We start from the raw sequence: 22,671 nt of genomic DNA, 5'->3' as shown, positions 1-22,671 counted from the left end.
CTTCGCCCGTCCGGGGGATGCCTCGAGTGGCACGTTCCACCCACCGCATGTTTGATCGTGTAGGATTTTGTGTGGTTGATGGTTCGTGCTTGAGGAGTGGCGGTGCTCGCACGTCAGCGGCAGGCGGTGATCCTCGAGGAGGCACGCCGGACCGGCGCGGTCCGGGTCAGTGACCTCGTCGAGCGGCTCGGCGTGTCCGACATGACCGTGCGCCGCGACCTCGACGTGCTCGCCGGCCGCGGTCTCGTCGAGAAGGTCTACGGCGGCGCGACCTCGGTGGTCGGCAAGAGCACCGACGAGCCCGGCTTCGAGGCCAAGTCCGTGCGCCAGCGCGTGCAGAAGGAAGCCATCGCCGAGCTCGCGGCCGGGCTGGTCAAGCCCGGCACCGCCATCGGCCTCTCCGCCGGCACGACCACGTGGACGCTGGCCCGCGCGCTCGACCCGATCCCCGGCCTCACCATCGTCACCAACTCGATCCAGGTCGCCGACGTGCTGCGCGCGTCCACGCAACCCGACCGCACGGTGGTGCTCACCGGCGGCGTGCGCACGCCGTCCGACGCGCTCGTCGGCCCGGTCGCCGTGCACAGCCTGCGCTCGCTGCACCTGGACCTGGTTTTCCTCGGCGTGCACGGCATGGCCGAGAGCGCCGGGTTCACCACCCCGAACCTCACCGAAAGCGAGACCGACCGCGCGCTCGTGGAAGCCGGCCGGCGGCTCGTGGTGCTCGCCGACCACACGAAGTGGGGCACCGTGGGCATTTCCACGATCGCCGACCTCGAAGAGGCCCACGTGGTGGTGACCGACGACGGACTTCCCGATTCGGCGAGGGAGAGCCTCACCGAGCGGGTCGGAGAACTGATGATCGCCGAAACGGCGGAGAACCTCGAGGCAGAAGACGCGTGAAACGCACCTTGCGACACCTGGCCGACGGCCGGGAGATCATCTACTTCGACCACGACGGCGGGCCCGAGCGCACCGCCGAGGACACCCGGGACCTCCCGCCGGTGGCCGCGGCGTCGGAGATCCGCCTCGACCCGCTCACCCGCGAGTGGGTGGCCCTGGCCGCACACCGGCAGACACGCACGTACAAGCCGCCGGCCGACCTCTGCCCGCTCGACCCCTCGACGCCCGGGCGGCCCACCGAGATCCCCGAAGCCGACTACGACGTGGTCGTGTTCGAGAACCGGTTCCCGTCGTTCTCGCAGAACGCGCACGGCGAGCCGTCCACTGTGGACGGACTCGGTCTCGTGCCGACGGCGCCGGGCCGGGCGCGGTGCGACGTCGTGTGCTTCAGCAGCGACCACGGCGGCTCGTTCTCGCAGCTGAGCCCCGAGCGGGTGCGGCTCGTCGTGGACGCGTGGGCCGACCGCACGCTCGCGCTCGGCGAGACGCCGGGGGTCGAGCAGGTCTACCCCTTCGAAAACCGCGGTGAGGAAATCGGCGTCACGCTGTCGCACCCCCACGGCCAGATCTACGGTTACCCCTTCGTCACGCCGAAAACCGAGCGGATGCTCGACGTCGCGCGCGCGTACCGCGAGGAACACGGCCGCGCGGTGATGGGCGACGTGCTGGCCGCCGAGCAGAAGTCCGGCGCCCGCGTGATCGCCGAGGGGGAGCACTGGACGGCGTTCGTGCCGCCGGCCGCGCGCTGGCCCGTGCACATCCAGGTCGTGCCGCACCGGCAGGTGCCCGACATCTCGGCGCTCACCGACGCCGAACGCGACGACTTCGCCCGCGTGTACCTCGACGTGCTGCGCCGCTGCGACGCGCTGTACGACCGCCCGTTGCCCTACATCGCCGCCTGGCACCAGGCCCCCGTGCGCCGCGATCGTGACCTGGCGTGGCTGCACCTGGAGCTGTTCTCGGTGTTGCGCGCCAAGGACAAGCTCAAGTACCTCGCGGGCTCCGAGTCGGGCATGGCCGTGTGGATCAACGACGCCACGCCGGAGCAGATCGCGGAGCGTCTTCGCGCGGCGGGCTGAGGACCGGGCGCGGCATACTCATCTGCGAAACACAGGTTCGGCTCAGGAACCTCTCAGGCCCGGCAGCTTAGGTGAGGACATGACCGAGAACGACCCCCACGCGCACGACTCCGCGGCGGGTCGCCAGAACCCGGGTGCCCAGCCGGGCACCGAGGGGCAGGCGGCCTGGAGTCAGCCCACCGCCCCCGCTTCGGGCGAGCAGCCCACCTACGGCGAGCAGGCGCAGCAGACGCCGGGCTACCCGGCGCCCAACCCGTGGTCGGCGCAGGGCGCCCAGCCCGGTCCGCAGGCCGGCCCGATGGGTTACAACCCGTATCCGCCGACCAGTGGCACCACGCAGCAGCAGTACGCCGCCCCTGGTACGTACAGCGTGCCGCCGGCTGCGCCGAAGAAGTCCGGTTCGGGCAAGCTGCTGGCGAGCGTCGCCGCGATCGCGTTGGTGATCGGTGGCGTCGCGGGTGGCACCGTCGGGTACCTCACGGGGGGCTCGTCCGGTCCGTCGGTCAACGCGCTCGACCAGCCGAAGCCCGCGCAGCAGACGGGCAACGCCCCGGCCGGCTCCATCGAGTCGGTGGCGCAGAAGCTGTCGCCGAGCGTCGTCGAGCTGCAGGTGTCCGGCCGCACGGCCGCCGGCGAGGGTTCCGGGTTCGTGCTGAGCACCGACGGCTACATCCTCACCAACAACCACGTGGTCGAGGTCGCCGCCAACGGCGGCCAGATCCAGGCCGTGTTCCAGGACGGCAAGAAGGCCGCCGCGAGCGTCGTCGGCCGCGACCCGACCACCGACATCGCCGTGGTGAAGGTCAACAACGTGAGCGGCCTGACCCCGGTCGAGCTCGGTAGGTCCGACGACCTGCGAGTGGGCCAGCCGGTGGTCGCCATCGGCTCGCCGTTCGAGCTCAGCGGCACCGTCACGTCCGGCATCGTCAGCTCGCTGCACCGCCCGGTGCAGGCCGGCGGCGACGAGACCGACCAGACCACGGTGATGGACGCGATCCAGACCGACGCCGCGATCAACCCCGGCAACTCCGGTGGCCCGCTCGCCAACATGAACGGCCAGGTCATCGGCATCAACTCGGCCATCTACAGCCCCAACAACGGCCAGGGTGGCCAGGGCGGCCAGACCCAGGGCGGCAACGTCGGCATCGGGTTCGCCATCCCGATCGACCAGGCCCGCCGCACCGCCGACGACATCATCAAGACCGGCCACGCCACGCAGACGTTCATCGGCGCCAAGGTCGCCGACGCCCCGCAGGGCGGCGCCCAGCTCGGCGACATCACGCCGGGCAGCCCGGCCGAGAAGGCCGGCCTGAAGTCGGGCGACATCGTCACCAAGATCGACGACCGCACCATCGACAGCGCCGACACGCTCATCGCGGCCATCCGTACGCGAGCCCCCGACGAGAAGGTCACCTTCACCCTCTCCGGCGGCCGCACGGTCCCGGTGACCCTCGGCGGCCAGCCCGTCCCGGCCAACTGATCGCTCGGCCGCCAGGCGCGGCCGAGACCAACCACGGCTCGACCCCCTGGGCAGGGGCCGACCCCTTGAAGGCCACGCGCGACCGGGCAGTTGATGCCGGTCGCGCGTGGCCGTCTTTTTTTGCAGGTTTCCGGGGCGGGCTGCCGGTGCCAGGGCTGCTCGTCGGCCGTCGTGATCCCCAGCAGCACCGACGACGCCTACTTCGACCAGCTCACGAACACGATCATCAAGGCGCTCGCGCCCTGACCCGGCCGTTTCCGACGCTGTGACCAGGTTCTTTGCCCCACAAGGAAAATTCCTGGGATTCGAGGTTTAGGCGCCACAACTTGTGGGCACCTCACACCCCGCACGGAGACCTCTCCGTACCGAGTCGGAGGCGGTACGGAGAGGTCTTCGGCGTCTTCGCGTTCCGTTACGCGCGCACGGTTTCGCGCACCGGGCCGCGCGGTTTGCGGTGTGCCAGCACCATTCGCGTCACGCCGGCGCCGATCACGACGGCCCACACGACCGCCAGGGACAGCCCGAGCCCGAGCCACGTGTTGCCGTCGTGCAGGCCCGGCTTGGTGAACACGCCGTAAGTGCGCCACAGCAACGGAAACGCGATGAACCCCAGCACGGCCGTGAGCACCGCGCCCACCTGCACGGGCGCTCGCCACGGGGTCGGCAGCACCCGCGAGAGCAGCAGGCCCAGCACGCCCGCCACCGGCGCGAAGATCGCGTCGTTCACGATCGGGCCGCCGCCGATCCACAGCACGGTCTTCACGCTGTCCGGCCACGCCGGCGCCGCGTAGTCCACGAACAGCGACGCGCCGAACCCCAGCGCCGCCAGCCCGGCGAGCGCGAGCACGATCCTGATGATCTTCACAGCACCTCCAGCTTTTCGACCCACTTCGTCTGAAGCACCCCGGGCCGGCTCGGCGCGATCACGCGGCACGGGTAGCCGTGGTCGACGTCGAGCACCTCGCCGTTGAGCTCCAGCGCGAGCAGCGTGAGTTCGTCGGCCGTGTGCTCGCCCGGCAGCGTGCTCGCGCCGTACAGGCCGGTCTTGTCGAGCGAGGACACGCGCACCTCCGCGCCCGGCTCGGCGCCCACCGCGCGCAGCAACGTCGGGAACGAGATCCCGCGCCAGCTCGCCATCTGGCTCCAGCCCTCGACGCACGCGATCGGCAGATCGGTGCTCACCTGCGGCAACGCCCGCAGATCGGCCAGCGTGAGCTGCTTCGTGCCACCTCGGGTCACCACCGACAGCCGCCACGCCGGGTCGACGGCCGTCCGCGTCACGCGCGCCGCCACGGCCGTGCGATTCACCGGCAGCTTCTGCAGCCCCTTGTCGGTTTTCCACGACAGTCCCGACACGTCCTTCAGCCACGGCACTGTCGCACCGGCCGTGGACAGCACCGCCACCCCGGTCGCGATCCACGTGGTCCGCAGGAAACCCCGCCGGCTGAATCCGGCAACCGGCTGCGGCCGTTCGTGTGGCAGATCTTCCGGCGCCGCCACCAAAGCCGGTTTCACCTCACGGGTCAACGCCCGCCGCACGATCGGCAGCTTCACCGCGACGTGCACCACCACCGACCCGATCGCCACCCACGCCACCGCGTAGTGCACTTCCGGGAAGTAGAAGTTCCACGGGTAGTTCTGTGCCACGTTCAGCAGCCCCGAGCTCAGCTCGAAGAACGCCGACCCCGACAGCACCAGGATCGACAGACGTTCCAGCGCGTGCGGCAGCGACTTCACCAACGGCCGCTCGAACAGCTTCGGGAACACGCTCCACAGCTTCGCCAGCAGCAGCGGGATCGCCGCGATGCCGGAGATCACGTGCGCGCCCTGCGTCACGCGGTAGAGCCACACGGGGCGGCTGGGCCAGAAGAACCAGCCCGGGGGGTGCTGGATCAGGTGGCTGAGCAGGCCGGTGACGAAGCAGATCAGGAACGCCAGGCCCAGCAACGCGCCGATCCGCGCCGTCACCCGCTCGCCGTGCGCGCCGCCCTTGAACTGCTCTTCCCGCGGGATCGGCAGCTTCTCGATCTGCTCGTCGACCCGCGCTTTCGCCTGCGCGGCCTGTACTTTCGCGTGCGCCACGCCCGCCCGCGCCTGCGCGGCCCGCTCACCGAACCGGGCCTGCGCGCCGGACACGTGCGCGTCGAACTTCCGCCACGCCGCCACGAGCCGAGGCTCCCGGGGCGGTTCGGGTTCTTCGACGCCCACGGCCCCTTCGGCAGGCCTCTCGGAAGGTGCGTTCTCGCCGGGTGCGTTCTCGTCGGTCATGCTCGCTCCAGCCGTGCGAACCAGCGGTGGCCACGGCTCGTGGTCCAGTCCACGCGGAAGCCCGCGCGCATCGCCACCTCCGCGATCGCGTCGGCCCCCACCCACGCCCAGCCGAACCACGGCCCCGACCTGCCGGGCAGCAGCCGCACGGCCTCCCGCCGCAGACCCTGGCCCGGCGCCTCGAGCTCCACGAGCACGTCACCGTCGAACGTGATCAGCTCGTGGAGCCGGCTCAGCAGCTCCACCGGGTCGCCGCCGATGCCGATGTTCCCGTCGGCCAGCAGCGCGTGGTGCCACCGCCCCTCGCCGGGCAGCGGCTGGAACACGTCGCGCCGCAACGCCACCGCGCCGCGCTCCTGCGTCAGCCGCACGGCGGTGGGGGAGCTGTCCACGCCCAGTGCCACCACACCGCGCCTGGCCAGCGCGGCCGTGAGCCGGCCCGGGCCGCAGCCGATGTCGAGTGTCGGGCCGTCACACGCGTCGAGCAGCACGGTGTCGCCCAGGTCGCAGCCCTCGGTCCAGCGGTCCACCGGCAGGTCGACCCGGTCGCCGTTGGCCAGTTCGAGCCAGCAGTGCTGCCCCAGCAGCCCGCGGTCGAACTCCGTGCCGGTACTCAGTTTCCTCACGCCACTTCCCGTCCTTCGACCGCGCGCACCGCTGCCGCGAACCGCCCACGCGGGGCCTCCGCAGCCACGCGCACGGCGTCTCCCATCGTGTCCACATCGGACAGCTCGGCCAGCGAGCCCACCGACAAGCCGGTCGCTTCGAGCGCCCGAAGCGTGCGAGCGCCGGTGTCCTCCTGCGACATCGGCACCCCCGCGAGCACCTGCGCCCGGTGCGGGTCGCGCAGGCCGAGCGCCCACCAGCCGCCGTCTTCCGCCGGCCCCAGCACCGCGTCGTGCCGGCTCCGCAACACCGGCGCGATCGACGAGGCGAGCAGCTGCGGCGTGACCTGCGGCGTGTCCATGCCGATCTGCAGCACGGGCAGCCCGGCGTGCACCGACGCCGTGTCGGCGTGCGCGTTGGCCAGCCGCGCCCCGAAGTCCCAGCCGCGCTGCGCGATCACGGTCGCCCGCCGCAGCGAGCGCCCGATCTCGCTGCCGCACGCGGCCGCACCGAGGTCACCGGTCATCGCGACCACGGGCAGCACTCCCGGCGTCGCGCACACCGCGTCGAGCGTGTCCAGCAACGCGGCCGCGGCGATCTCCGCGGCCTGCCGCGCCGTCGCGGGCGGGCACAAGCGCGTCTTCGCGAAGCCGGGCACGGGCGCCTTCGCCACCACGAGCACGCAGAACCGGGCGGTCATCGCGCCAGCACCCGCCCGAAGTCGCGGACCGCGCGCAGCGTGCCGCGCACCGACCCGGACACCTTCGACTTCGTGCCCTTCGCCCGCTCGCCGTAGCTCACGTCGAACTCCCGCACGCGCCAGCCCGCGCGTTGCGCACGGATCAGCAGCTCCAGCGGATAGCCGAACGCGCGGTCGGTGATCCCCAGCCTCAGCAACGCGTCCCGCCGCGCGGCCCGAAGTGGCGCGATGTCACGTACGGGCAGCCCTCGGCTGCGCAACAGCAGCGAGAGCACGGCGTTGCCCGCCCGCGCGTGCCACGGCCACACCCCCCGGTGCGTCGGCACCCGCCGGCCCACGGCGAGGTCGGCGCCCGCTTCCACCGCCGCCACCAGGCGCGGCAGGTCGGCGAGGTCGAGGGAGCCGTCGGCGTCGGCGAAACACACGATGTCCGCCGTCGCGGCTTCCAGCCCCGTGTGCACGGCCGCGCCGTAACCGCGGCGCGGTTCGTGCACCACCTTCGCGCCGAGCGCGGCCGCCACGTCGGGCGAGCCGTCCGACGAGCCGTTGTCCACCACGATCGCGCGGAACCCCGCCGGCAGTGCGGCCAGCACGCCGGGCAAGGCCCCCGCCTCGTCGAGGCACGGCAGCACGACGTCTACCTCAAGTTCGGTCACCCCGCGTACGCTAGGTCCGTAAAGGACGGTCGAGAACCCTTGTGGTGCTTACCGAATCATGACGGGCGCGCAGTTCTTACCGAGTTCTCACAGCTGCCGCGTTCACCCCGGTGCACCTACTGAACCAGGGTTATCGTGCGGTCGATGAGCGAGTCGACTTCGGCCGCGCGGCTCGCCGAGCCGCCAGCGCCGCCCTCCGAGCCCACCCGCACCGGCGTGCGCGGTGACCTGATCGTGGTCGGCGCCGCTCTCGTGCTGGTCGCCGCCGCGGCCGGCGTCGGGATCTACTACAACCGCCCGAACTCCGGCGTGGTGATCTACGCGCCCACCGCGCCGATCTTCGCCCACTGGCTGCCCCATGTGGGCCCGGGCTCGGTGTTCGCCGTGCTGGTCGCGGCCGCCGTGGTCCTGTGGGGCCCCGCCGTCGCGGCCCGGCTGTCCTGGCGACGGGCCCTCGCCGCCGGGTACGCGACGTCACTCGCCTGGATCTTCTCGCTCGCGATGGTCGACGGCTGGTCGCGCGGCTTCACCGGCCGCCTCACCACGCCGCAGGAGTACCTGCACGAGGTGCCCGGCATCACCGACATCCCGCGCTTCCTGCGCGAGTTCACCTCCCGCATCCTCGACTTCCAGCCGAACTCCTGGACCACGCACGTGTCGGGCCACCCGCCGGGCGCGACGCTCGTGTTCGTCTGGCTCGACCACCTCGGCCTGCGCGGCGGCGCCTGGGCTTCGACGGCCGTGGTGCTCGTCGCCGGTCTGGTCGCCGTCGCCGTGCCGGCCACGGTCTCCCTGCTCGGCCGGCAGGACGCGGCCCGCGCCGTGCTCCCGTTCGCCGTGCTCTCGCCCGGCGCGGTCTGGCTCGGCGTGTCCGCCGACGGCCTCTTCGCCGGCGTCACGGCCACCGGCGTCGCCCTGCTCGCGCTGGCGGCCGTCGGCTTCACGCACGGCCGCCGCTACGCCGTGCCCACCGCCCTGGCCTCGGGCGTGCTGCTCGGCTACGGCGCCTTCCTCTCCTACGGCCTCGTGCTGCTCGGTCTGGTCGCGCTCGCCGCCGCCGTGCTCGGCCGGCAGTGGCGGGCCGCAGCGTTGGCCGTGGTCGGCGCCCTGGCGGTGGTGGCCGCCTTCGCGCTGGCCGGCTTCTGGTGGCTCGACGGCTACCACCTCGTGGTCGAGCGCTACTACCAGGGCATCGCACAGCTTCGGCCATACTCGTACTGGGTGTGGGCCGACGTGGCCGCCGTCGCCGTCGCCGTCGGCCCGGCCGTGGTGGCCGCGGCCCGGCGTGGCGTCACCGGAGCCGTCCGCGAACGCCGTGGCCTGCTGCGCGACCCGGTGCTGCTGCTCGGCATCGCCGCCGTGGTCACGATCGTGTTCGCCGACGTGTCCGGCCTGTCGAAGGCGGAGGTCGAACGGATCTGGCTACCGTTCGGCGTGTGGCTGCTGCCGATGGCGGCGCTGCTGCCCACGCCCGGCCGCCGCTGGTGGCTGGCCGGACAGGCGTTGGTCGCGCTCGCGGTCAACCACCTTCTTCTGACGAGCTGGTGAGGTGAGGCATGGAAGACCAGGCCGGGCGGGTGCTCGTGGTCGACGACGACGAGACGGTGCGCGACGTCGTCCGCCGCTACCTCGAGGTGGCCGGCTTCACCGTCGACGTGGCCGGTGACGGCGCCGCGGGCCTCGCGCTGTTCGCCGACCGCGAGCCCGACCTCGTGGTGCTCGACGTGATGATGCCGGGCATCAACGGCCTGGAGGTCTGCCGCCGCCTGCGCCAGGTGAGCCACGTGCCGATCGTGATGCTCACCGCCCTCGGCGAGGAGGAGAACCGCATCGCCGGCTTGCAGCTGGGCGCCGACGACTACGTGACCAAACCCTTCAGCCCCAAGGAACTCGCGCTGCGCGTGGCCTCGGTGCTGCGCCGCGCCCGCATGCCGCGCGCCGCCCCGCCCGCGCCCGAACTCGTCGACGGCGACCTGCGGCTGCAGATGACCGCCCGCCAGGCCACGCTCGCCGGCGCGGAGCTGCCGCTGACCACGCGCGAGTTCGACCTGCTCGCGTTTTTCCTCGGCCACCCCGGCGTCGCGTTTTCGCGCGCCGACCTGCTGGAGAAGGTGTGGGGCTGGGACTTCGGCGACCAGTCCACGGTGACCGTCCACGTCCGACGGCTGCGCGAAAAGATCGAACGTGACCCGGCCAAGCCGACTCGGGTCGCCACCGTCTGGGGCGTCGGCTACCGCTACGACCGGGAGCAGTCATGATCAACGCCGGTGAATCCGCCCTGGACATGCTCAGCCACGTGCTCCACATCCTGCCGTTCGCGCTGCTCTTCGCGCTTCCGGTGGCGGCGGTGGGCGGGCTGGTTCTCTACCGGCTGCGCAACCGCTCGCTGGCCACCACGATGACGGTGCTCGTGCTCATCCCGGTGGTCGCGCTGCTCGTCGGCGTGATCGGCATCAGCGGCTTCATGTTCACCGAGGCCCTGATGACGGAGCTGCTGGTCTGCCTGCTCGTCGCCCTCGTCACGGTGCCCGCCGCGATCGTGCTCGGCCGCGTGATCGCGCGCCGCAGCGTCTGGGAACGCGAGGCCCGCGAACGCGAACGCGCCGCCGAGGCCTCCCGGCGCGAGCTCGTGGCCTGGATCAGCCACGACCTGCGCAGCCCGCTCGCCGGCATCCAGGCCATGGCCGAGGCGCTGGCCGACGGCGTGGTTTCCGAACGCCACGAGGTCGCCGACTACGCCCAGCGGATCAGCGGCGAGACCACCCGGCTCTCGGGCATGGTGGGGGACCTGTTCGAGCTCTCCCGCATCACCGCGGGCGCGCTGGAGCTCACCATGTCGGCCGTGCCGCTGCGCGACGTGGTGAGCGACGCCGTCGCCGCGCAGTCGCCGGTGGCCGAGCGCAAACGCGTGCGGGTGCTGGAAAACGCCGAGGCGTGGCCGGTGGTGTCCGGCAGCGACCCGGAGCTCGCGCGGATCGTGCGCAACCTCGTGTCCAACGCCATCCGCCACACCCCGCCCGACGGCACCGTCGCCGTGCAGCTCGGCATCGACGGCGACCAGGCCATCCTCGCCGTCGACGACTCCTGCGGCGGCATCCCCGAAGACGAGATCGGCCGCGTCTTCGACGTCGCCTTCCGCGGGACCCAGGCCCGCACCCCCGACCGCAGCGGCACCACGTCCGGCGGCGGCCTCGGGCTGGCGATCGCCAAGGGCCTCGTGGAGGCCCACAGCGGTCACATCGGCGTGCACAACCACGGCCCGGGCTGCCGGTTCGAGGTCCGGCTGCCGTTGGCCCAGGTCGCCGCCGCCGTCTGAACCGCCACGCGTGCGGCTGACCACAGTGGACAGCTGAGCGAATGGACAGACGGACCAGTGGACCGCCGGATCAGCCGACGGCGACCGTGTCCACCGGCTCCGCCACCCGGTCCGCCGTCACGCGGAAGAACTGCATCCCCGGGAAGTGCGCGGGCGCGACGATCGTGTCCGTTCCCGCGACCTGGCGCAGCCACTGCTGCCGCGTCAGCAAAGCCGGCGACGGATCACTGTCGCTGATGAACCGGATGTTCGAGTCCACCAGCTGTGCCGGAGTGTGCAGCACGTCGCCGAGCAGCACGACGCGACGGTCGTCCGCGGTGATGTCCACGACGTAGTGCCCCGGCGTGTGCCCGGGCGCGTGCCGCGCCACGACTCCCGGCGCGATCTCCGCGTCGCCGAGCATCGACTGAAGATGTCCGTGGCTGCGCACGGTTTCCAGGCCCATCCGCGTCCAGTCGTGCCGCCCGACCGGCTCCACGAGCGCGGCCCAGTCCTGCGCGCCGTAGCGCACCACGGCATTCGGGAAATACGGCTTTCCCTGTGGCGCCAACCAGCCGACGTGGTCCGAGTGCAGGTGCGTGAGCACGACGGTGTCGATGTCCGCCGGCGAACACCCCACCTCGGCGAGCGCGACGGGCAGACCACCGCCCGCGCCCATGTCGCCGTCGTCGGGCCGCTGCCCCTCGGGGAACTCGATCTCCCTCGGCCCGAGTCCCGCGTCGACGAGGATCGTGCGGCCGTTGCCGCGCACGAGGAACGCGCCCGTGGGCACGTGGACGGTGCCGTCCTCCGCGAACGCGCCGGGGTGTCTCGCGGCGTCGAGCCCCGGGAAGAACGGCGCCGGCAGGCGGATCCGACCGTCGGCCAGCGCATGGATCTCGATGTTCCCCACCTCGATAGATCGCATGCACACGACCAAGATCACGGCGTCGGGAATTAATTCCGGGAAGTGACCTACGTCTCAGGCGTCCACGGGCGCGCGCAACTCCGCCGTGGCGAACGAGGTGATGCCGTCCTCGAACGTCGTTTCCGCCGTGAACCCCAGCAGTTTCCGGGCCAGCGCGGAGTCGGCCACCACGTGTCGCACGTCGGCCGGCCGTGCGCCACCGACGATCCGCGGCTCCGGCCCGCCGTACGCGCGGGCCAGCTCGCGCGCGAGGTCGCCCACGGTGTGCGGGTCACCCGAACAAACGTTGAGCGGCGTGCTGTCCCCGCTCCGCCCGTCGGCGTGCAGCGCCAGGGCGTTGATGCGGGCGACGTCGTGCACGTGGACGAAATCCCGCTGCTGCCGCCCGTCCTCGAGCACGGTCGGTGCCTCGCCGCGCTCGAGCGCCGAGCGGAACAGCGACGCCACGCCTGCGTACGGAGTGTTCTGTGGCATCCTCGGCCCGTACACGTTGTGGTAGCGCAACGCCCACGCCGTGCCGCCGGTCTGCCGCGCCCACGCGCCGGCGAGGTGCTCCTGCGCCAGCTTCGTTGCGGCGTAGGTACTTCTGGGCAGAAGTGGTGCGTCTTCGGGAACGAGTTGCCACCGCAGCTCGACACCGCACTCACCGCAGGTGGGCTCGAACCGTCCGGCGTCCACATCGGACTGCCGCCGCGGCGACGGCGGCACCACCCCGTGGCGTGGACACGAGTAACGGCCCTCGCCGTAGACCACCATCGACGACGCCAGCACGAGCTTGCGCACGCCGGCCGCGTGCATCCCGGCCAGCAGCACCGCCGTGCCGTAGTCGTTGTTCAGCGCGTACGCCGGCGCGTCGGACGGGTCGATGCCGTGCCCGACCACGGCGGCCTGGTGGCACACCGCGTCCACGCCCCGCAGCAGCTCGGCGACTTGTTCCGGGTCCGTGACGTCGCCGCGCACGAACCGGTGCCGGCCCGTGTACGCCGGCGGCGCGGCCGTGCCGTGGGCGGTGGGCAGGAGGGTGTCCAACACCACGACCTCGTCGCCCGCGTCGGCCAATCGGTCCGCGACGTGGGACCCGATGAACCCGGCACCACCGGTGATCAGTACTCGCACGCCCCCGACGCTAGGGTGCGCGAGCGGCCCGGTGCCCGTCCGAAGCGGACCACGTCACCGAATCGTCAGGAATCACCCGCCCACGGCGGCGGGCGGGTGCCGTCACCGGATACGGTGTCGGCATGGAACGGAGCGCACAGCGGCTGGGCCGGGCCCTCGTGGTGATCGTGGACGACCGCGTCGCCCACGGGGAGCACGAGGACAACACCGGACCGCTCGTCACCGAGCTGCTCGAAGAAGCCGGCTTCATCGTCGACGGCGTGGTCGTCGTCGAGGCCGAGACCGCCGGCATCCGCAACGCGCTCAACACCGCGGTGATCGGCGGTGCCGACCTCGTGATCACGGTCGGCGGAACCGGCGTGTCGCCGCGCGACCGCACCCCCGACGCCACCGCCGGCGTGCTCGACCGGCCGATCCCGGGCATCGGCGAGGCGCTGCGCGCGTCGGGCCTCGCCGCGGGCGCGGTCGACGCCGGCATCTCCCGCGGCCTCGCCGGCGTGTCGGGCAGCACGCTGGTGGTGAACCTCGCCGGCTCGCGCGCCGCGGTGCGCGACGGCATGGCCACCCTGTCGTCGCTCGTGCCGCACGTGATCGACGAGCTCTCCGGCCTCGACGAGGTCTGAACCGCACTCTCGAACGCCGCCCCGCCCGGTCCTTCGATCACGAAGGGCCGGGCGCCACGCGTCTCTGTGCAGTTGTCAAACAGCGGGTGGGACGATGGGGTCATGCCACGTGAAGAACCCGCCCCCAAGGACACTCCGGCCGAGCGCCGTCGGGTCGACGAGATCTTCGGTGACGTGCTGCCCGAGACCACCTCGGACGAGCGAGGCCTCAGCGGGGACACCCCGGACTCCTGGTACCTGGAGAACCGGCCACCGCACCACGACCGCTGACCCTCAGTCGCCCGACCTGGTGGCCTGCGCGCGCAGCAGGTCGCGGATCTCCTTGAGCAGCTCGACGTCGGTGGGCTCGGCCGGGCCCGGCTCCTGACCGCGCTTGCGGCGCTCCTGCAGGTGCTTCACCGGCAGCACGAACAGGAAGTACACGATCGCGGCCACGATCACGAAGTTGATCGCCGCGTTGATCACGGACCCGAAGTCCAGGAACGTGCCCTTGTTCGACTCGAAGATGTAGAAGCCGAGGCCCTGCGCGGCGTCGCTGCCGCCGATCGCGTTGATCAGCGGTTTGATCAGGCCGGTCGTGAACGCCGTGACGATCGCGGTGAAGGCCGCGCCGATCACGACGGCGACCGCGAGGTCGACGACGTTGCCGCGCATCAGGAAGTCTTTGAAGCCCTTGAACATCTACTACTCCTCGAACGGGACGCGTGTTGTCGCCCATCGGAACAGGGACGGGTTAGCGGAGAGTAACCGTAACCGGTCGTTCCAGCGACGTCGCGGCCACCTCGGTGGCAACACTCACCGGCAGCGCGAGCAGGACCAACGGCCCTTTGTCCACCCCCAGACCCCTGCCCTCGGCCCGGTGCACGGTCACCACCGTGGCGTCCTTCACCAGCTCAGCCGACGCGTGCGTGGCGTCAGGCGCCGCGACGACACCCACGTGCTGGCCCGGCCGCAGCAACTCGGCCACGTCCGCGTCGGCGAGCCGGACGGCCACCGTGACCACGCCGGAATCCCCCTTGGCGGGGAGAGCCACCCCGAGCAGCCGGACGTCCGTGAGCGGCTCTCCGGCCCGGGCGGCACCGGACAGCAGCCGGCCCACGGCCGTGTCGAGGCGGCCGAGCGCGCCGGCGGGCCGGAGGTCGTCAGGGAGATCCGTGAGCCGCAGATCGGCGGCGCGCAGGACCGAGCCCGCGGGCAGATCCCGCGCGGACACCACGGTGGCGGTGGAGGGTGCGCCCCGGGCGGAAGCGGGGTGCAGGGCGACGAGCAAGCCGGCCAGCAGCAGGGCCGCGGCCAGGAACCGGCGCAGCAGCCGAACGCGTCGGCCGCGCAGCAGGTGTAGCTCGGTCAGGCGGTTGAGCAGGGTGTCCACGGTCGTCCCCTCGTCGGTTCCCGTGCGGCGCGGTGCCGCACGAAACCGACGTTAGGGACGGTGCCGACCAGCGGAAAGAGGAACTTCCGCGACCTGTGGACAACTACCCCCTTGTGGACAACTCGGGGGTCAGGAGGCGGTCGACGCGGTTTTTGTCGTGGTGGAGGAGGACGATGAAGAGTCCGTCTTCGACTCGCTCTTCGACTCACTCTTGGTCTCGGTCTTGCTCTCCGTCTTCGCCGGGGCGGAGGCGGTGCTGGACTTCGACGACTCACGCGAGTCGGTGCGGTAGAAACCGCTGCCCTTGAAGACCACGCCGACGGAGCTGAAGACCTTGCGCAGCGGACCGGAGCACTGGGGGCAGACGGTCAGGCTGGCGTCGGAGAACGACTGCACCGCGTCGAAACGGTGGTCGCATTCCTTGCAGGCGTACTGGTACGTGGGCACTGGAGCTCCTTCATGCAACTGGCACTCGTGAGACAAGAGTGCCAACCCAATTGTGCTGGACAGCATTCCCCGTGCGCAATTCCCCCTGCGTCACATCACTGTGGGGGCAGGCAACCGGACCAGTCCAGCCGGCGTCAGCGCCCCGGTCATCGGCACATCATGGGCTTCACCTGGGAGGGAATCGACCAGCTCCTCGGCCCGCACCACCGCCAGGAGGTCCGCACCGGCCGAACCGAGCGACCGGTCATAGTGACCAGCGCCACGTCCGAGCCGCACGCCACGCCGGTCCACCGCGAGCGCCGGCACGAGCACCACGTCGGCCCGCGACACGGCGTCGATCCCCAGCCGCGGCCCCGACGGCTCGAGAATCCCGCGCAGCCGGCCGGGCACGAGCGTCGACTCGTCCGCGTACACCGCCCAGTCGAGTGGTCCGACGACGTCGGGAATCACCGGCAACAACACGCGTGAACCTGCCTTGACCAGGGCATTCAGCAGGGAAACGGTGCCTGGCTCGGTGTCGAACGGCACGTAGGCGCACACCGTCGAGGCAGCCACGGTCGCCGCCACTTCGGCCAGCGCCGCGGCCTCCGCCGCGTGCTCCGAAGGGCTCAACGCGGCCCGCGCCTGAAGAACTCGCGCACGCCACTCCGTCTTGCTCAGGTGCTCATTGCCCGGTGCCAGCATGCGACCACGTTAGGCTTTGCGCCCATGACGGGCGCCTCAACCTCCCAGACGTTCAGAACAGCCATCGTGCCTGCGGCCGGCCTCGGGACCCGGTTCCTGCCGACGACGAAGGCCGTGCCGAAAGAGCTGCTGCCCGTGGTCGACACACCGGGCATCGAGCTCGTCGCGACCGAGGCCGCGGCGGCGGGCGCGAAACGCCTGGTGATCGTGACCTCGCCCGGCAAGGACGCCGTGGTCAAGTACTTCGAGGCGCAGCCTGAGCTGGAGAAGACGCTCGAGGCCAAGGGCAAGACCGAGCTGCTCGAGAAGGTGCGCCGCGGGCCGGGGCTGCTCGACGTCGAGGTCGCCATCCAGGAGCAGGCGCTGGGCCTCGGCCACGCCGTCGCGCAGGCCGAGCCGAACCTCCGCGACGACGACGAAGCCGTCGCCGTGCTGCTGCCCGACGACCTGGTGCTGCCCAGCGGCGTGCTCGACCGCATGTCGGCCGTGCGCGCGCAGCACGGCGGCAGTGTTCTCTGCGCGTTCGACATCCCGAAGGAGCAGATCTCGCCCTACGGCGTGTTCGATGTCTCCGACACCGACGACCCGGACGTGAAGCAGGTTCACGGCATGGTCGAGAAGCCGCGGCCGGAAGACGCGCCCTCGACCTACGCCGCGGCCGGGCGGTACCTGCTCGACCGGGCGATCTTCGACGCGTTGAAGCGGATCGAGCCGGGATCCGGCGGCGAGCTCCAGCTGACCGACGCGGTGGCCCTCCTGATCAAGGAAGGGCACCCCGTTCACGTGGTCGTGCACCGCGGTGGACGACACGACCTGGGGAATCCGGGTGGTTTCCTGCGTGCCGCCGTCGATTTCGCGCTTGAAAACCCCGAATACGGGCCATCGTTACGGACGTGGCTGACCGAACGGATCGGGACCGAACGCCCATGACGGACTCCCTCGACGCTGCCCCGGCCGAAGAGACCCCGGAACCCGCGGAGGCGGAGCTTCGCTCTGTCGACGCGCAGATCGCGCTGACCCTGGACGCCGCAGTGCGGCCGCGGCCCGTGCGGGTGGCGATCTCCGAGGCGCAGGGCCTGCTGTGCGCGGAGGAGGTCGTCGCCGAGCACGCCCTGCCTGGTTTCGACCAAGCCGCCGTGGACGGCTACGCGGTGCGCAGCGTCGACGTCCGCGCCGCCGGCGAGGAGCCGGTGCAGCTGCCGGTGGTCGGCGAGATCCAGGCCGGCTCGCGGCAGCCGCGTCGGTTGCAGCCGGGCCAAGCGGTACGTGTGGACACCGGCGCGCCGCTGCCGACGCTCGCCGACGCCGTGGTGCCGACCGCGTACACCGACGGGCACCAGGCGAAGGTCACTGTGCACAAGTCCGTGCCTTCGGCCGCGTACGTGCGCCGGGCCGGCGAAGACGTGCAGATCGGCGACGTCGCCGTGCGCAAGGGCGACACCATCGGGTCCGCGCAGGTGGGCCTGCTGGCGGCCGTCGGCCGCGCGAAGGTGCTGGTCTACCCGCGGCCGCGCGTGTCGATCGTGTCCGTGGGCGACGAACTCGTGGACGTCGACCGCACGCCGTCCGTCGGGCAGGTCTACGACGTGAACTCCTACGCACTGGCCGCGGCCGCGCGCGACGCCGGAGCCGAGGTGAGCCGCGTCGGCATCGTGCCGAGCGACCCGAAGCGGCTGCGCGAGATCGTCGAGGGCCGGCTGCTGATGTCGGAGATCGTGGTGGTCGCGGGCGGTGCCGGCGGCTCGTCCGGCGACGAGGTGCACGCCGCGTTGTCCGATCTCGGGCGCATCGACATGACGCGCGTGGGCATGCACCCGGGTTCGGTGCAGGGCTTCGGGCGCCTCGGCCCCGACTCCGTGCCGACGTTCCTCATCCCCGGCAACCCGATGAGCGCCCTGGTGGTGTTCGAGGTGCTGGTGAGGCCCCTGATCCGCGCCGCCCGCGGCACGCGCAACCCGCACCGGCGCATCGTCGGCGCGCGGCTGCTGTCGCCGATCACCTCGACCAAGGGCCGCCGTGGCTACCTGCGCGGCCAGCTGCTGCGCGACGAAGCCAACGGTGAGTACCTCGTGCAGCCGCTCGGCACGTCGGGCGCGCACCTGCTGGCGTCGCTGGCGGAAGCGAACTGCCTGATCACGGTGGACGAGGACCTCACCGAGGTCGCCGCCGGTGAACAGGTGAAGGTCACGTTCCTCGCGCAGCGGGCGTAGTGGGCTCGTACGCCTACCCGGTCGAGAGCCGTCACCCGGGCTGGCCCGCGAGGCTCGGCGGGCTGCGCGTGGCGGCCGGCGTCGTGCACGTGCGGCCCGTGCGACTGCGCGACGCCGGCGAGTGGAGCCGCATCCGCCTGCGCGACCGCGACCACCTCGAACAGTGGGAGCCGACCGGCATCGGGCCGTGGCCCGACCGCAACGCGTTCTGGTCGTGGCCCTCGCAGTGGGCCGCCCTGCGCGGCCTCGCGCGACGCGGGCAGTGCCTGCCGTTCACGATCACGGTCGACGGAAAGTTCGCCGGGCAGATTACCGTGGGTAACGTGATCCGCGCCTCACTGCGATCAGCCTGGATCGGGTACTGGGTGTCGTCGGAGATCGTGCGCGGCGGGGTCGCCACGGCGGCCGTGGCCCTCGTGACGGATCACGCCTTCGAAGCCGCCGGCCTGCACCGGCTCGAGGCGACCGTGCGGCCGGAGAACAACGCGAGCATCCGCGTGCTCACCAAGGCCGGCTACCGGCAGGAGGGCCTCTTCGAGCGCTACCTCGACGTCGCCGGCGCCTGGCGCGACCACCTCTGCTTCGCCGTGACGAAAGAAGAGATCGGCGACGGCCTCGTGTCGCGTCTCGTGGCCCTGGGACGCGCCGACCTGCTCTGATGGTGACTACGGGTCCGGTTCCGATCACGCGTTACCACATACTGTGAGATTCACCTAATCCGGTGACTCAATTTCGTGATCGAACCCGGCGAGTCTGCGTCCCGTGTGTGACTGTTGTGGCTAGCGTGACTACAGCAGAGGATCGGGGGAGGTGACGGGACATGCCCAGCTCGCTGATCATCGTCGCGCTCGCCGCGGCATGGCTCGTCGTTCTCGTGCCCATGGTGGCTCGCAAGCGTCAGCAGGTCGCGCGGACGCCGTCGTCCGCGCTCGCCGCGCGTGTCGTGCGTAGCGGGGGCGCTCGCAATGAAGGACAGGAGGAGTTCGCCGTGTCCGAAAGTGCGAAACCTTCGGTGGAGGACGACCTCGCCGAACTCGAGGCCGAGCTCGACGCCGACCTCGACGAAGAGGAAGACGAACCCGCACCACTACCCCAACCGGCCGCCGACGTGCGCGACGAGCCCTCGCGCTCCCGCTCCGCCGGCTACCGTCCGGGCCGCGGCGGCTTCGACCCGGAAGCGGCGGAGATCGCCGCGCGGGCGAAGTACGCGTTCCGCCAGCGGATCGTCGTGATCCTGCTGATCCTGGCCGTCGGCTCGGCCGTCTTCGCGGGCTTCGTGATGACCCTCGCGTGGTGGGGCAACGCCGTGGTGGACGTGATTCTCGTCGGCTACCTCGCGTACCTGCGCCGCCAGGTCCGCATCGAGAACGACATCCGGCAGAGGAGGATGGCGCGGTATTCGAGGGAGTCCCGGGAACCTCGTGAGTCGCGTGAGCCGCTGCCTGCGCCGCGTCGTTCGGAACGCTCTGCTGCTTCGGCTCCCTCGCCGGCTGCTTCGGCTGCCGCGGAGGCTTCGGAGGATGACGATCTCGAGGTCGTGTCCCAGGCCCCGCGGGAGATTGTCGAACGCAAGCCGTCGCCGATGTCGCGGATCCGCCGCCAGGCCGTCGTGGTGGATCTCGATGACGAGGACCCGGCCTTCGAAGAGCTCGACGAGCCGGGGACCAGCCCGTACCGCCGGGCAGTCGGGGAGTGACCCCCGGCGTTCAGGGCTCGCCCGGGAGCTGATACGCTCTCTGAGCACTGAACAAGGGGCTGTAGCGCAGTTGGTAGCGCGTCTCGTTCGCATCGAGAAGGTCAGGGGTTCGATTCCCCTCAGCTCCACCCGTTCGTGAGAGAGCCCTGTTTGCGGAAAACGCAAACGGGGCTCTCTTCGTTGTGTCCTTTGGGGGTCGAACCCCCAAACCCCCGCCAAGGGGCTTCGCCCCCTGGACCCCCGGTGGTGGTTGAGTGTTCGAGTAGGGCCCGGTTTGTGGAAGAGCAAACGGGGTTCTTTGGTGTGTTCCTGGGGGCGGCGGTCGGTGGTCAGGGGGATCGCGCGCGGCGGTGTTCGTTGTTGAGGTCCATTGAGGACGCTAGGAGGTCGGGGCCGCGCCGAGTGCTACGTCCAAGAGTGAGCCGAGGTCGTTCAGTTGTGTAGGGCTCAGGGTGTGGAACGAGGACGCCACCACGGCGTCCGCTGCGGATTGGCCGGCGGTGCGGAGGCGGTGGCCTTCCGGGGTGAGGTGGTGGTGGACCGCGCGGCCCGGGCCGGGGACGCGTTCGATGAGGCCGCGGTCGGCCATGCGGGTGGCGAGGGAGCCGAAGGACTGGTCGGTTTGGAAGGTCAGTACGGCGAGGTCGTGGAGGGATGCGTCCGGGTTCTGGTGCAGGTGGCGGAGCGTGTCCCACTGGACCAGGGACAAGCCGAGCGGCGCGAGAGCCTGGCTGAGGGCCCGGTGGTGGCGGTGCTGGAGGCGTTTGACTGCCAGGGCGACTTCGGCCGGGCGGTAGGTCATGCGGGAAAGCTTAGCCCATCGAGGACAGGTTGCTTATCTAAGGAAGCTGATCTAAGTTTCCTTAGGTACCCGCTCGAGGAGGAACCATGGCGACCATCGAAACCCGCTCGTTCGGCACCGCCGAAGACCGGCCGTACCTGTTGCTGCACGGTGGGGGCGGCGTCGCGACGATGGTCGGCTTCGCGGAGCTGCTGGCGGAGCGGGCGAAGGCGCGCGTGCTGTTGCCGACGCATCCCGGTTTCGGTGGCACGGAGAAGCCCGACAGTCTCGACAGCGTGGGCGCGCTGGCGCGGGCGTACGTCCGGCTGCTGGAGGAGCGAGACCTCACCGACGTGACGGTGGTCGGCAATTCCTTCGGCGGCTGGCTGGCCGCCGAGATCGCGCTGCAGGGGAGTCCGCGGGTCACGGGCGCGGTGATCGTCGACGGGATCGGGATCGAGGTGGCGGGCCATCCGCTCACGGACGTCAGCGGGCTTTCGCCGGCCGAGCTGCGGTCGTTCTCGTTCCACGACCCGAGCAAGGCGCCGGCCGGCGGCACGGGGCCGAGCCCGGACGTGCGTGCGCTCATCGGGTACACCGGGCCGGCCATGGTCGACCCGACGCTGGAGAAGCGGCTCGGCGGCATTGACGTCCCGGTGCAAGTGGTGTGGGGCGAGAGCGACGGCATCGTCGACGCGGACTACGGAAAGGCTTACGCGGCAGCGATTCCGGGCGCGAAGTTCACGCTGCTGCCCCGCGCCGGCCACCTGCCCCAGGTCGAGACGCCCGAGGAGCTGCTGCGCGCTCTGCTTGGTGAGTGACGAAAAGTCAGGGTTCCAAGAGTCGAGCCAGTGCCGCTGTGTCGCGCAGGTACTGCTCGTACGGGAACCCCGCAGTGAGCAGGGCCGTGCGCAGTTCGTCGTACAGCGGTTTCCCGTTGTCGTGGAACGCTTTCGCGCCGACTTCGGTCAGGGTCACCAGTCGACGGCGGGCGTGGTCCGGGTCCTGGCGGACCTGCACGTGCCCGGCGGCTTCCAGGGGGCGCAGCGCGCGGCTGATCGCCGGGTCCGACACCGACAGTGCCTGCGCGAGCTGGTGCTGGGTCGCCGGCTGGATGTCCTCCAGGGTGCCCAGCAGGCGCATCTGGCTGTAGCTCAGGTCGCTTTTGCTGTCGGTGCGCCGCCGCGCGGCTTCTCCGAGCAGGAACACCACGCGATGCAACAGGTCAGCGAGATCGTCGTCCACGAACTGAGCTTACCTCAAGTCTTGCGTAGTTAATATTAACCATGCAACACTCAAGCCATGACAACAACCGCTTACCTCGCCCAGTCCGCCCTCCCTGCGCTGTTCCTGGTGGTCCCGGCCATCGGCGCGTACGTCCGCACGCGCCGCAGCCCGTCGAGAGAAGCCGCGCTGGAGACCTGGCAACGCTGGTGGGCCATCGGCGCCCTCGGCTGCAGCAGCCTCTGGATGACGATCGTCTTCCTCGGAGTTCCGGACGTGATGGCCACGGCGATCGGCTTCACCCGCACGCCGTTCACGTTCGAGATCGCCTTCGCCAACCTCGGCCTCGCCGTGATGGGCTTCCGCGCCGCCTCCGCCTCGCTGCGCGAACGCATCACCATCGGCCTCGGCGCCGGCATGTTCCTCTGGGGTGCCCTCGTGGGCCACGTCTACCAGTGGTTCGCCAACGGTGACCACGCTCCGGGCAACACCGGCGGCGTTCTGCTCACCGACCTGCTGGTGCCGCTGGTGCTGATCGTCCTGGCGCGCAAAGCGCAGAAGCTGTCCACTGTGGAGGCTCCGGTGCTCGTCTGACCCGGGCAA

The 22,671-nt window shown here is 71.2% G+C and carries 28 protein-coding genes and 1 tRNA gene; 16 read left to right on the top strand and 13 right to left on the bottom strand.

What is annotated here, in order from left to right; all coding sequences use genetic code 11:
- The first annotated feature begins 102 nt into the window (after window positions 1–102).
- The 4 genes from VSH64_RS31395 (at window position 103) to VSH64_RS31380 (ending at window position 3,708) form a co-directional block, all read left to right on the top strand.
- Entirely contained in the window at window positions 103–903 is an 801-nt protein-coding gene (locus VSH64_RS31395; RefSeq protein WP_326566364.1) for a DeoR/GlpR family DNA-binding transcription regulator, read from the top strand.
- Window positions 900–1,982 (top strand): galactose-1-phosphate uridylyltransferase, encoded by a 1,083-nt coding sequence (galT, locus tag VSH64_RS31390; RefSeq protein ID WP_326566363.1) that lies wholly within the window; start codon window positions 900–902, stop codon window positions 1,980–1,982. The genes VSH64_RS31395 and galT overlap by 4 nt, the downstream gene beginning before the upstream one ends.
- 79 nt (window positions 1,983–2,061) lie before the next feature.
- On the top strand, window positions 2,062–3,462 hold the full coding sequence (locus tag VSH64_RS31385) for a S1C family serine protease (protein WP_326566362.1): 1,401 nt from the start codon (window positions 2,062–2,064) through the stop codon (window positions 3,460–3,462).
- 120 nt (window positions 3,463–3,582) lie between these two features.
- Window positions 3,583–3,708, top strand: a complete 126-nt coding sequence (locus VSH64_RS31380; RefSeq protein WP_326566361.1) for a hypothetical protein — start codon at window positions 3,583–3,585, stop codon at window positions 3,706–3,708.
- Between the two features lie 166 nt (window positions 3,709–3,874).
- Here the strand turns inward: VSH64_RS31380 and VSH64_RS31375 are convergent, their stop codons facing one another.
- Genes VSH64_RS31375 through VSH64_RS31355 form a run of 5 tightly spaced genes read right to left on the bottom strand, consistent with a single transcriptional unit; the run spans window position 3,875 to window position 7,692 of the window.
- Entirely contained in the window at window positions 3,875–4,327 is a 453-nt protein-coding gene (locus VSH64_RS31375) for a hypothetical protein (RefSeq protein WP_326566360.1), read from the bottom strand.
- Window positions 4,324–5,730: a molybdopterin-dependent oxidoreductase gene (locus tag VSH64_RS31370; RefSeq protein WP_326566359.1), complete on the bottom strand. Its 1,407-nt coding sequence runs from the start codon at window positions 5,728–5,730 to the stop codon at window positions 4,324–4,326. The genes VSH64_RS31375 and VSH64_RS31370 overlap by 4 nt, the downstream gene beginning before the upstream one ends.
- Window positions 5,727–6,356, bottom strand: coding sequence for a class I SAM-dependent methyltransferase (locus VSH64_RS31365; RefSeq protein ID WP_326566358.1), 630 nt, complete (start codon window positions 6,354–6,356; stop codon window positions 5,727–5,729). The genes VSH64_RS31370 and VSH64_RS31365 overlap by 4 nt, the downstream gene beginning before the upstream one ends.
- Window positions 6,353–7,036, bottom strand: coding sequence for a TIGR04282 family arsenosugar biosynthesis glycosyltransferase (locus VSH64_RS31360; protein ID WP_326566357.1), 684 nt, complete (start codon window positions 7,034–7,036; stop codon window positions 6,353–6,355). Before VSH64_RS31360 ends, VSH64_RS31365 begins: the two co-directional genes overlap by 4 nt.
- Window positions 7,033–7,692: a glycosyltransferase family 2 protein gene (locus VSH64_RS31355; protein ID WP_326566356.1), complete on the bottom strand. Its 660-nt coding sequence runs from the start codon at window positions 7,690–7,692 to the stop codon at window positions 7,033–7,035. Before VSH64_RS31355 ends, VSH64_RS31360 begins: the two co-directional genes overlap by 4 nt.
- A 144-nt stretch (window positions 7,693–7,836) precedes the next feature.
- Here VSH64_RS31355 and VSH64_RS31350 point away from each other — a divergent pair, with 144 nt between their 5' ends.
- The 3 genes from VSH64_RS31350 to VSH64_RS31340 are packed head-to-tail and all read left to right on the top strand — an operon-like array spanning window position 7,837 to window position 11,008.
- Window positions 7,837–9,240, top strand: a complete 1,404-nt coding sequence (locus VSH64_RS31350) for a hypothetical protein (RefSeq protein WP_326566355.1) — start codon at window positions 7,837–7,839, stop codon at window positions 9,238–9,240.
- Between the two features lie 8 nt (window positions 9,241–9,248).
- On the top strand, window positions 9,249–9,950 hold the full coding sequence (locus VSH64_RS31345; protein WP_326566354.1) for a response regulator transcription factor: 702 nt from the start codon (window positions 9,249–9,251) through the stop codon (window positions 9,948–9,950).
- Window positions 9,947–11,008 carry a sensor histidine kinase gene (locus VSH64_RS31340; RefSeq protein WP_326566353.1) on the top strand — a complete coding sequence of 354 codons (1,062 nt, stop codon included), beginning with the start codon at window positions 9,947–9,949 and terminating at the stop codon, window positions 11,006–11,008. Before VSH64_RS31345 ends, VSH64_RS31340 begins: the two co-directional genes overlap by 4 nt.
- Window positions 11,009–11,078: 70 nt before the next feature.
- On the opposite strand, the gene VSH64_RS31335 is transcribed toward VSH64_RS31340, so the two are convergent.
- Both VSH64_RS31335 and VSH64_RS31330 read right to left on the bottom strand, forming a co-directional pair.
- Complete coding sequence (locus VSH64_RS31335) at window positions 11,079–11,915, bottom strand: MBL fold metallo-hydrolase (protein WP_326566352.1); 837 nt, start codon at window positions 11,913–11,915, stop codon at window positions 11,079–11,081.
- Window positions 11,916–11,969: 54 nt separating this feature from the next.
- Window positions 11,970–13,031 (bottom strand): NAD-dependent epimerase/dehydratase family protein, encoded by a 1,062-nt coding sequence (locus VSH64_RS31330; protein WP_326566351.1) that lies wholly within the window; start codon window positions 13,029–13,031, stop codon window positions 11,970–11,972.
- Window positions 13,032–13,153: 122 nt separating this feature from the next.
- Between VSH64_RS31330 and VSH64_RS31325 the strand changes: the two genes are divergently transcribed.
- Window positions 13,154–13,654, top strand: coding sequence for a MogA/MoaB family molybdenum cofactor biosynthesis protein (locus VSH64_RS31325; RefSeq protein ID WP_220244409.1), 501 nt, complete (start codon window positions 13,154–13,156; stop codon window positions 13,652–13,654).
- Window positions 13,655–13,756: 102 nt separating this feature from the next.
- Window positions 13,757–13,924 (top strand): hypothetical protein, encoded by a 168-nt coding sequence (locus tag VSH64_RS31320; RefSeq protein WP_326566350.1) that lies wholly within the window; start codon window positions 13,757–13,759, stop codon window positions 13,922–13,924.
- Window positions 13,925–13,927: 3 nt separating this feature from the next.
- Here VSH64_RS31320 and mscL read toward each other — a convergent pair whose 3' ends face one another.
- From mscL to VSH64_RS31300, 4 genes are all read right to left on the bottom strand, one after another.
- On the bottom strand, window positions 13,928–14,335 hold the full coding sequence (gene mscL, locus VSH64_RS31315) for a large-conductance mechanosensitive channel protein MscL (RefSeq protein ID WP_326566349.1): 408 nt from the start codon (window positions 14,333–14,335) through the stop codon (window positions 13,928–13,930).
- Between the two features lie 52 nt (window positions 14,336–14,387).
- Complete coding sequence (locus VSH64_RS31310; RefSeq protein ID WP_407655693.1) at window positions 14,388–15,017, bottom strand: SAF domain-containing protein; 630 nt, start codon at window positions 15,015–15,017, stop codon at window positions 14,388–14,390.
- Between the two features lie 138 nt (window positions 15,018–15,155).
- Complete coding sequence (locus VSH64_RS31305; protein ID WP_326566347.1) at window positions 15,156–15,473, bottom strand: FmdB family zinc ribbon protein; 318 nt, start codon at window positions 15,471–15,473, stop codon at window positions 15,156–15,158.
- A 90-nt stretch (window positions 15,474–15,563) separates the two neighbouring features.
- Window positions 15,564–16,157 carry a 5-formyltetrahydrofolate cyclo-ligase gene (locus VSH64_RS31300; protein ID WP_326566346.1) on the bottom strand — a complete coding sequence of 198 codons (594 nt, stop codon included), beginning with the start codon at window positions 16,155–16,157 and terminating at the stop codon, window positions 15,564–15,566.
- Window positions 16,158–16,181: 24 nt separating this feature from the next.
- Between VSH64_RS31300 and VSH64_RS31295 the strand changes: the two genes are divergently transcribed.
- The 5 genes from VSH64_RS31295 (at window position 16,182) to VSH64_RS31275 (ending at window position 20,191) form a co-directional block, all read left to right on the top strand.
- Window positions 16,182–17,087, top strand: a complete 906-nt coding sequence (locus tag VSH64_RS31295; RefSeq protein WP_326566345.1) for a UTP--glucose-1-phosphate uridylyltransferase — start codon at window positions 16,182–16,184, stop codon at window positions 17,085–17,087.
- A complete protein-coding gene (gene glp / locus VSH64_RS31290; protein ID WP_326566344.1) occupies window positions 17,084–18,367 on the top strand; it encodes a molybdotransferase-like divisome protein Glp in 1,284 nt (427 codons plus the stop codon). Before VSH64_RS31295 ends, glp begins: the two co-directional genes overlap by 4 nt.
- On the top strand, window positions 18,367–19,026 hold the full coding sequence (locus tag VSH64_RS31285) for a GNAT family N-acetyltransferase (RefSeq protein ID WP_326566343.1): 660 nt from the start codon (window positions 18,367–18,369) through the stop codon (window positions 19,024–19,026). Before glp ends, VSH64_RS31285 begins: the two co-directional genes overlap by 1 nt.
- A 161-nt stretch (window positions 19,027–19,187) precedes the next feature.
- On the top strand, window positions 19,188–20,063 hold the full coding sequence (gene sepX / locus VSH64_RS31280) for a divisome protein SepX/GlpR (protein ID WP_326566342.1): 876 nt from the start codon (window positions 19,188–19,190) through the stop codon (window positions 20,061–20,063).
- Window positions 20,064–20,118: 55 nt separating this feature from the next.
- Window positions 20,119–20,191 (top strand) — tRNA-Ala (locus VSH64_RS31275).
- 251 nt (window positions 20,192–20,442) lie between these two features.
- On the opposite strand, the gene VSH64_RS31270 is transcribed toward VSH64_RS31275, so the two are convergent.
- Entirely contained in the window at window positions 20,443–20,865 is a 423-nt protein-coding gene (locus tag VSH64_RS31270) for a MarR family winged helix-turn-helix transcriptional regulator (protein WP_326566341.1), read from the bottom strand.
- Window positions 20,866–20,951: 86 nt separating this feature from the next.
- Here VSH64_RS31270 and VSH64_RS31265 point away from each other — a divergent pair, with 86 nt between their 5' ends.
- Window positions 20,952–21,665, top strand: a complete 714-nt coding sequence (locus VSH64_RS31265; RefSeq protein ID WP_326566340.1) for an alpha/beta fold hydrolase — start codon at window positions 20,952–20,954, stop codon at window positions 21,663–21,665.
- Window positions 21,666–21,672: 7 nt separating this feature from the next.
- Here VSH64_RS31265 and VSH64_RS31260 read toward each other — a convergent pair whose 3' ends face one another.
- A complete protein-coding gene (locus VSH64_RS31260) occupies window positions 21,673–22,089 on the bottom strand; it encodes a MarR family winged helix-turn-helix transcriptional regulator (protein WP_326566339.1) in 417 nt (138 codons plus the stop codon).
- 57 nt (window positions 22,090–22,146) lie between these two features.
- Between VSH64_RS31260 and VSH64_RS31255 the strand changes: the two genes are divergently transcribed.
- A complete protein-coding gene (locus tag VSH64_RS31255; protein WP_326566338.1) occupies window positions 22,147–22,662 on the top strand; it encodes a DUF6790 family protein in 516 nt (171 codons plus the stop codon).
- Window positions 22,663–22,671: the final 9 nt, after the last annotated feature.

This window comes from Amycolatopsis rhabdoformis (assembly GCF_035918295.1).
Taxonomy (GTDB): domain Bacteria; phylum Actinomycetota; class Actinomycetes; order Mycobacteriales; family Pseudonocardiaceae; genus Amycolatopsis; species Amycolatopsis rhabdoformis.
This window is presented reverse-complemented; position numbering and strand designations above follow the sequence as displayed.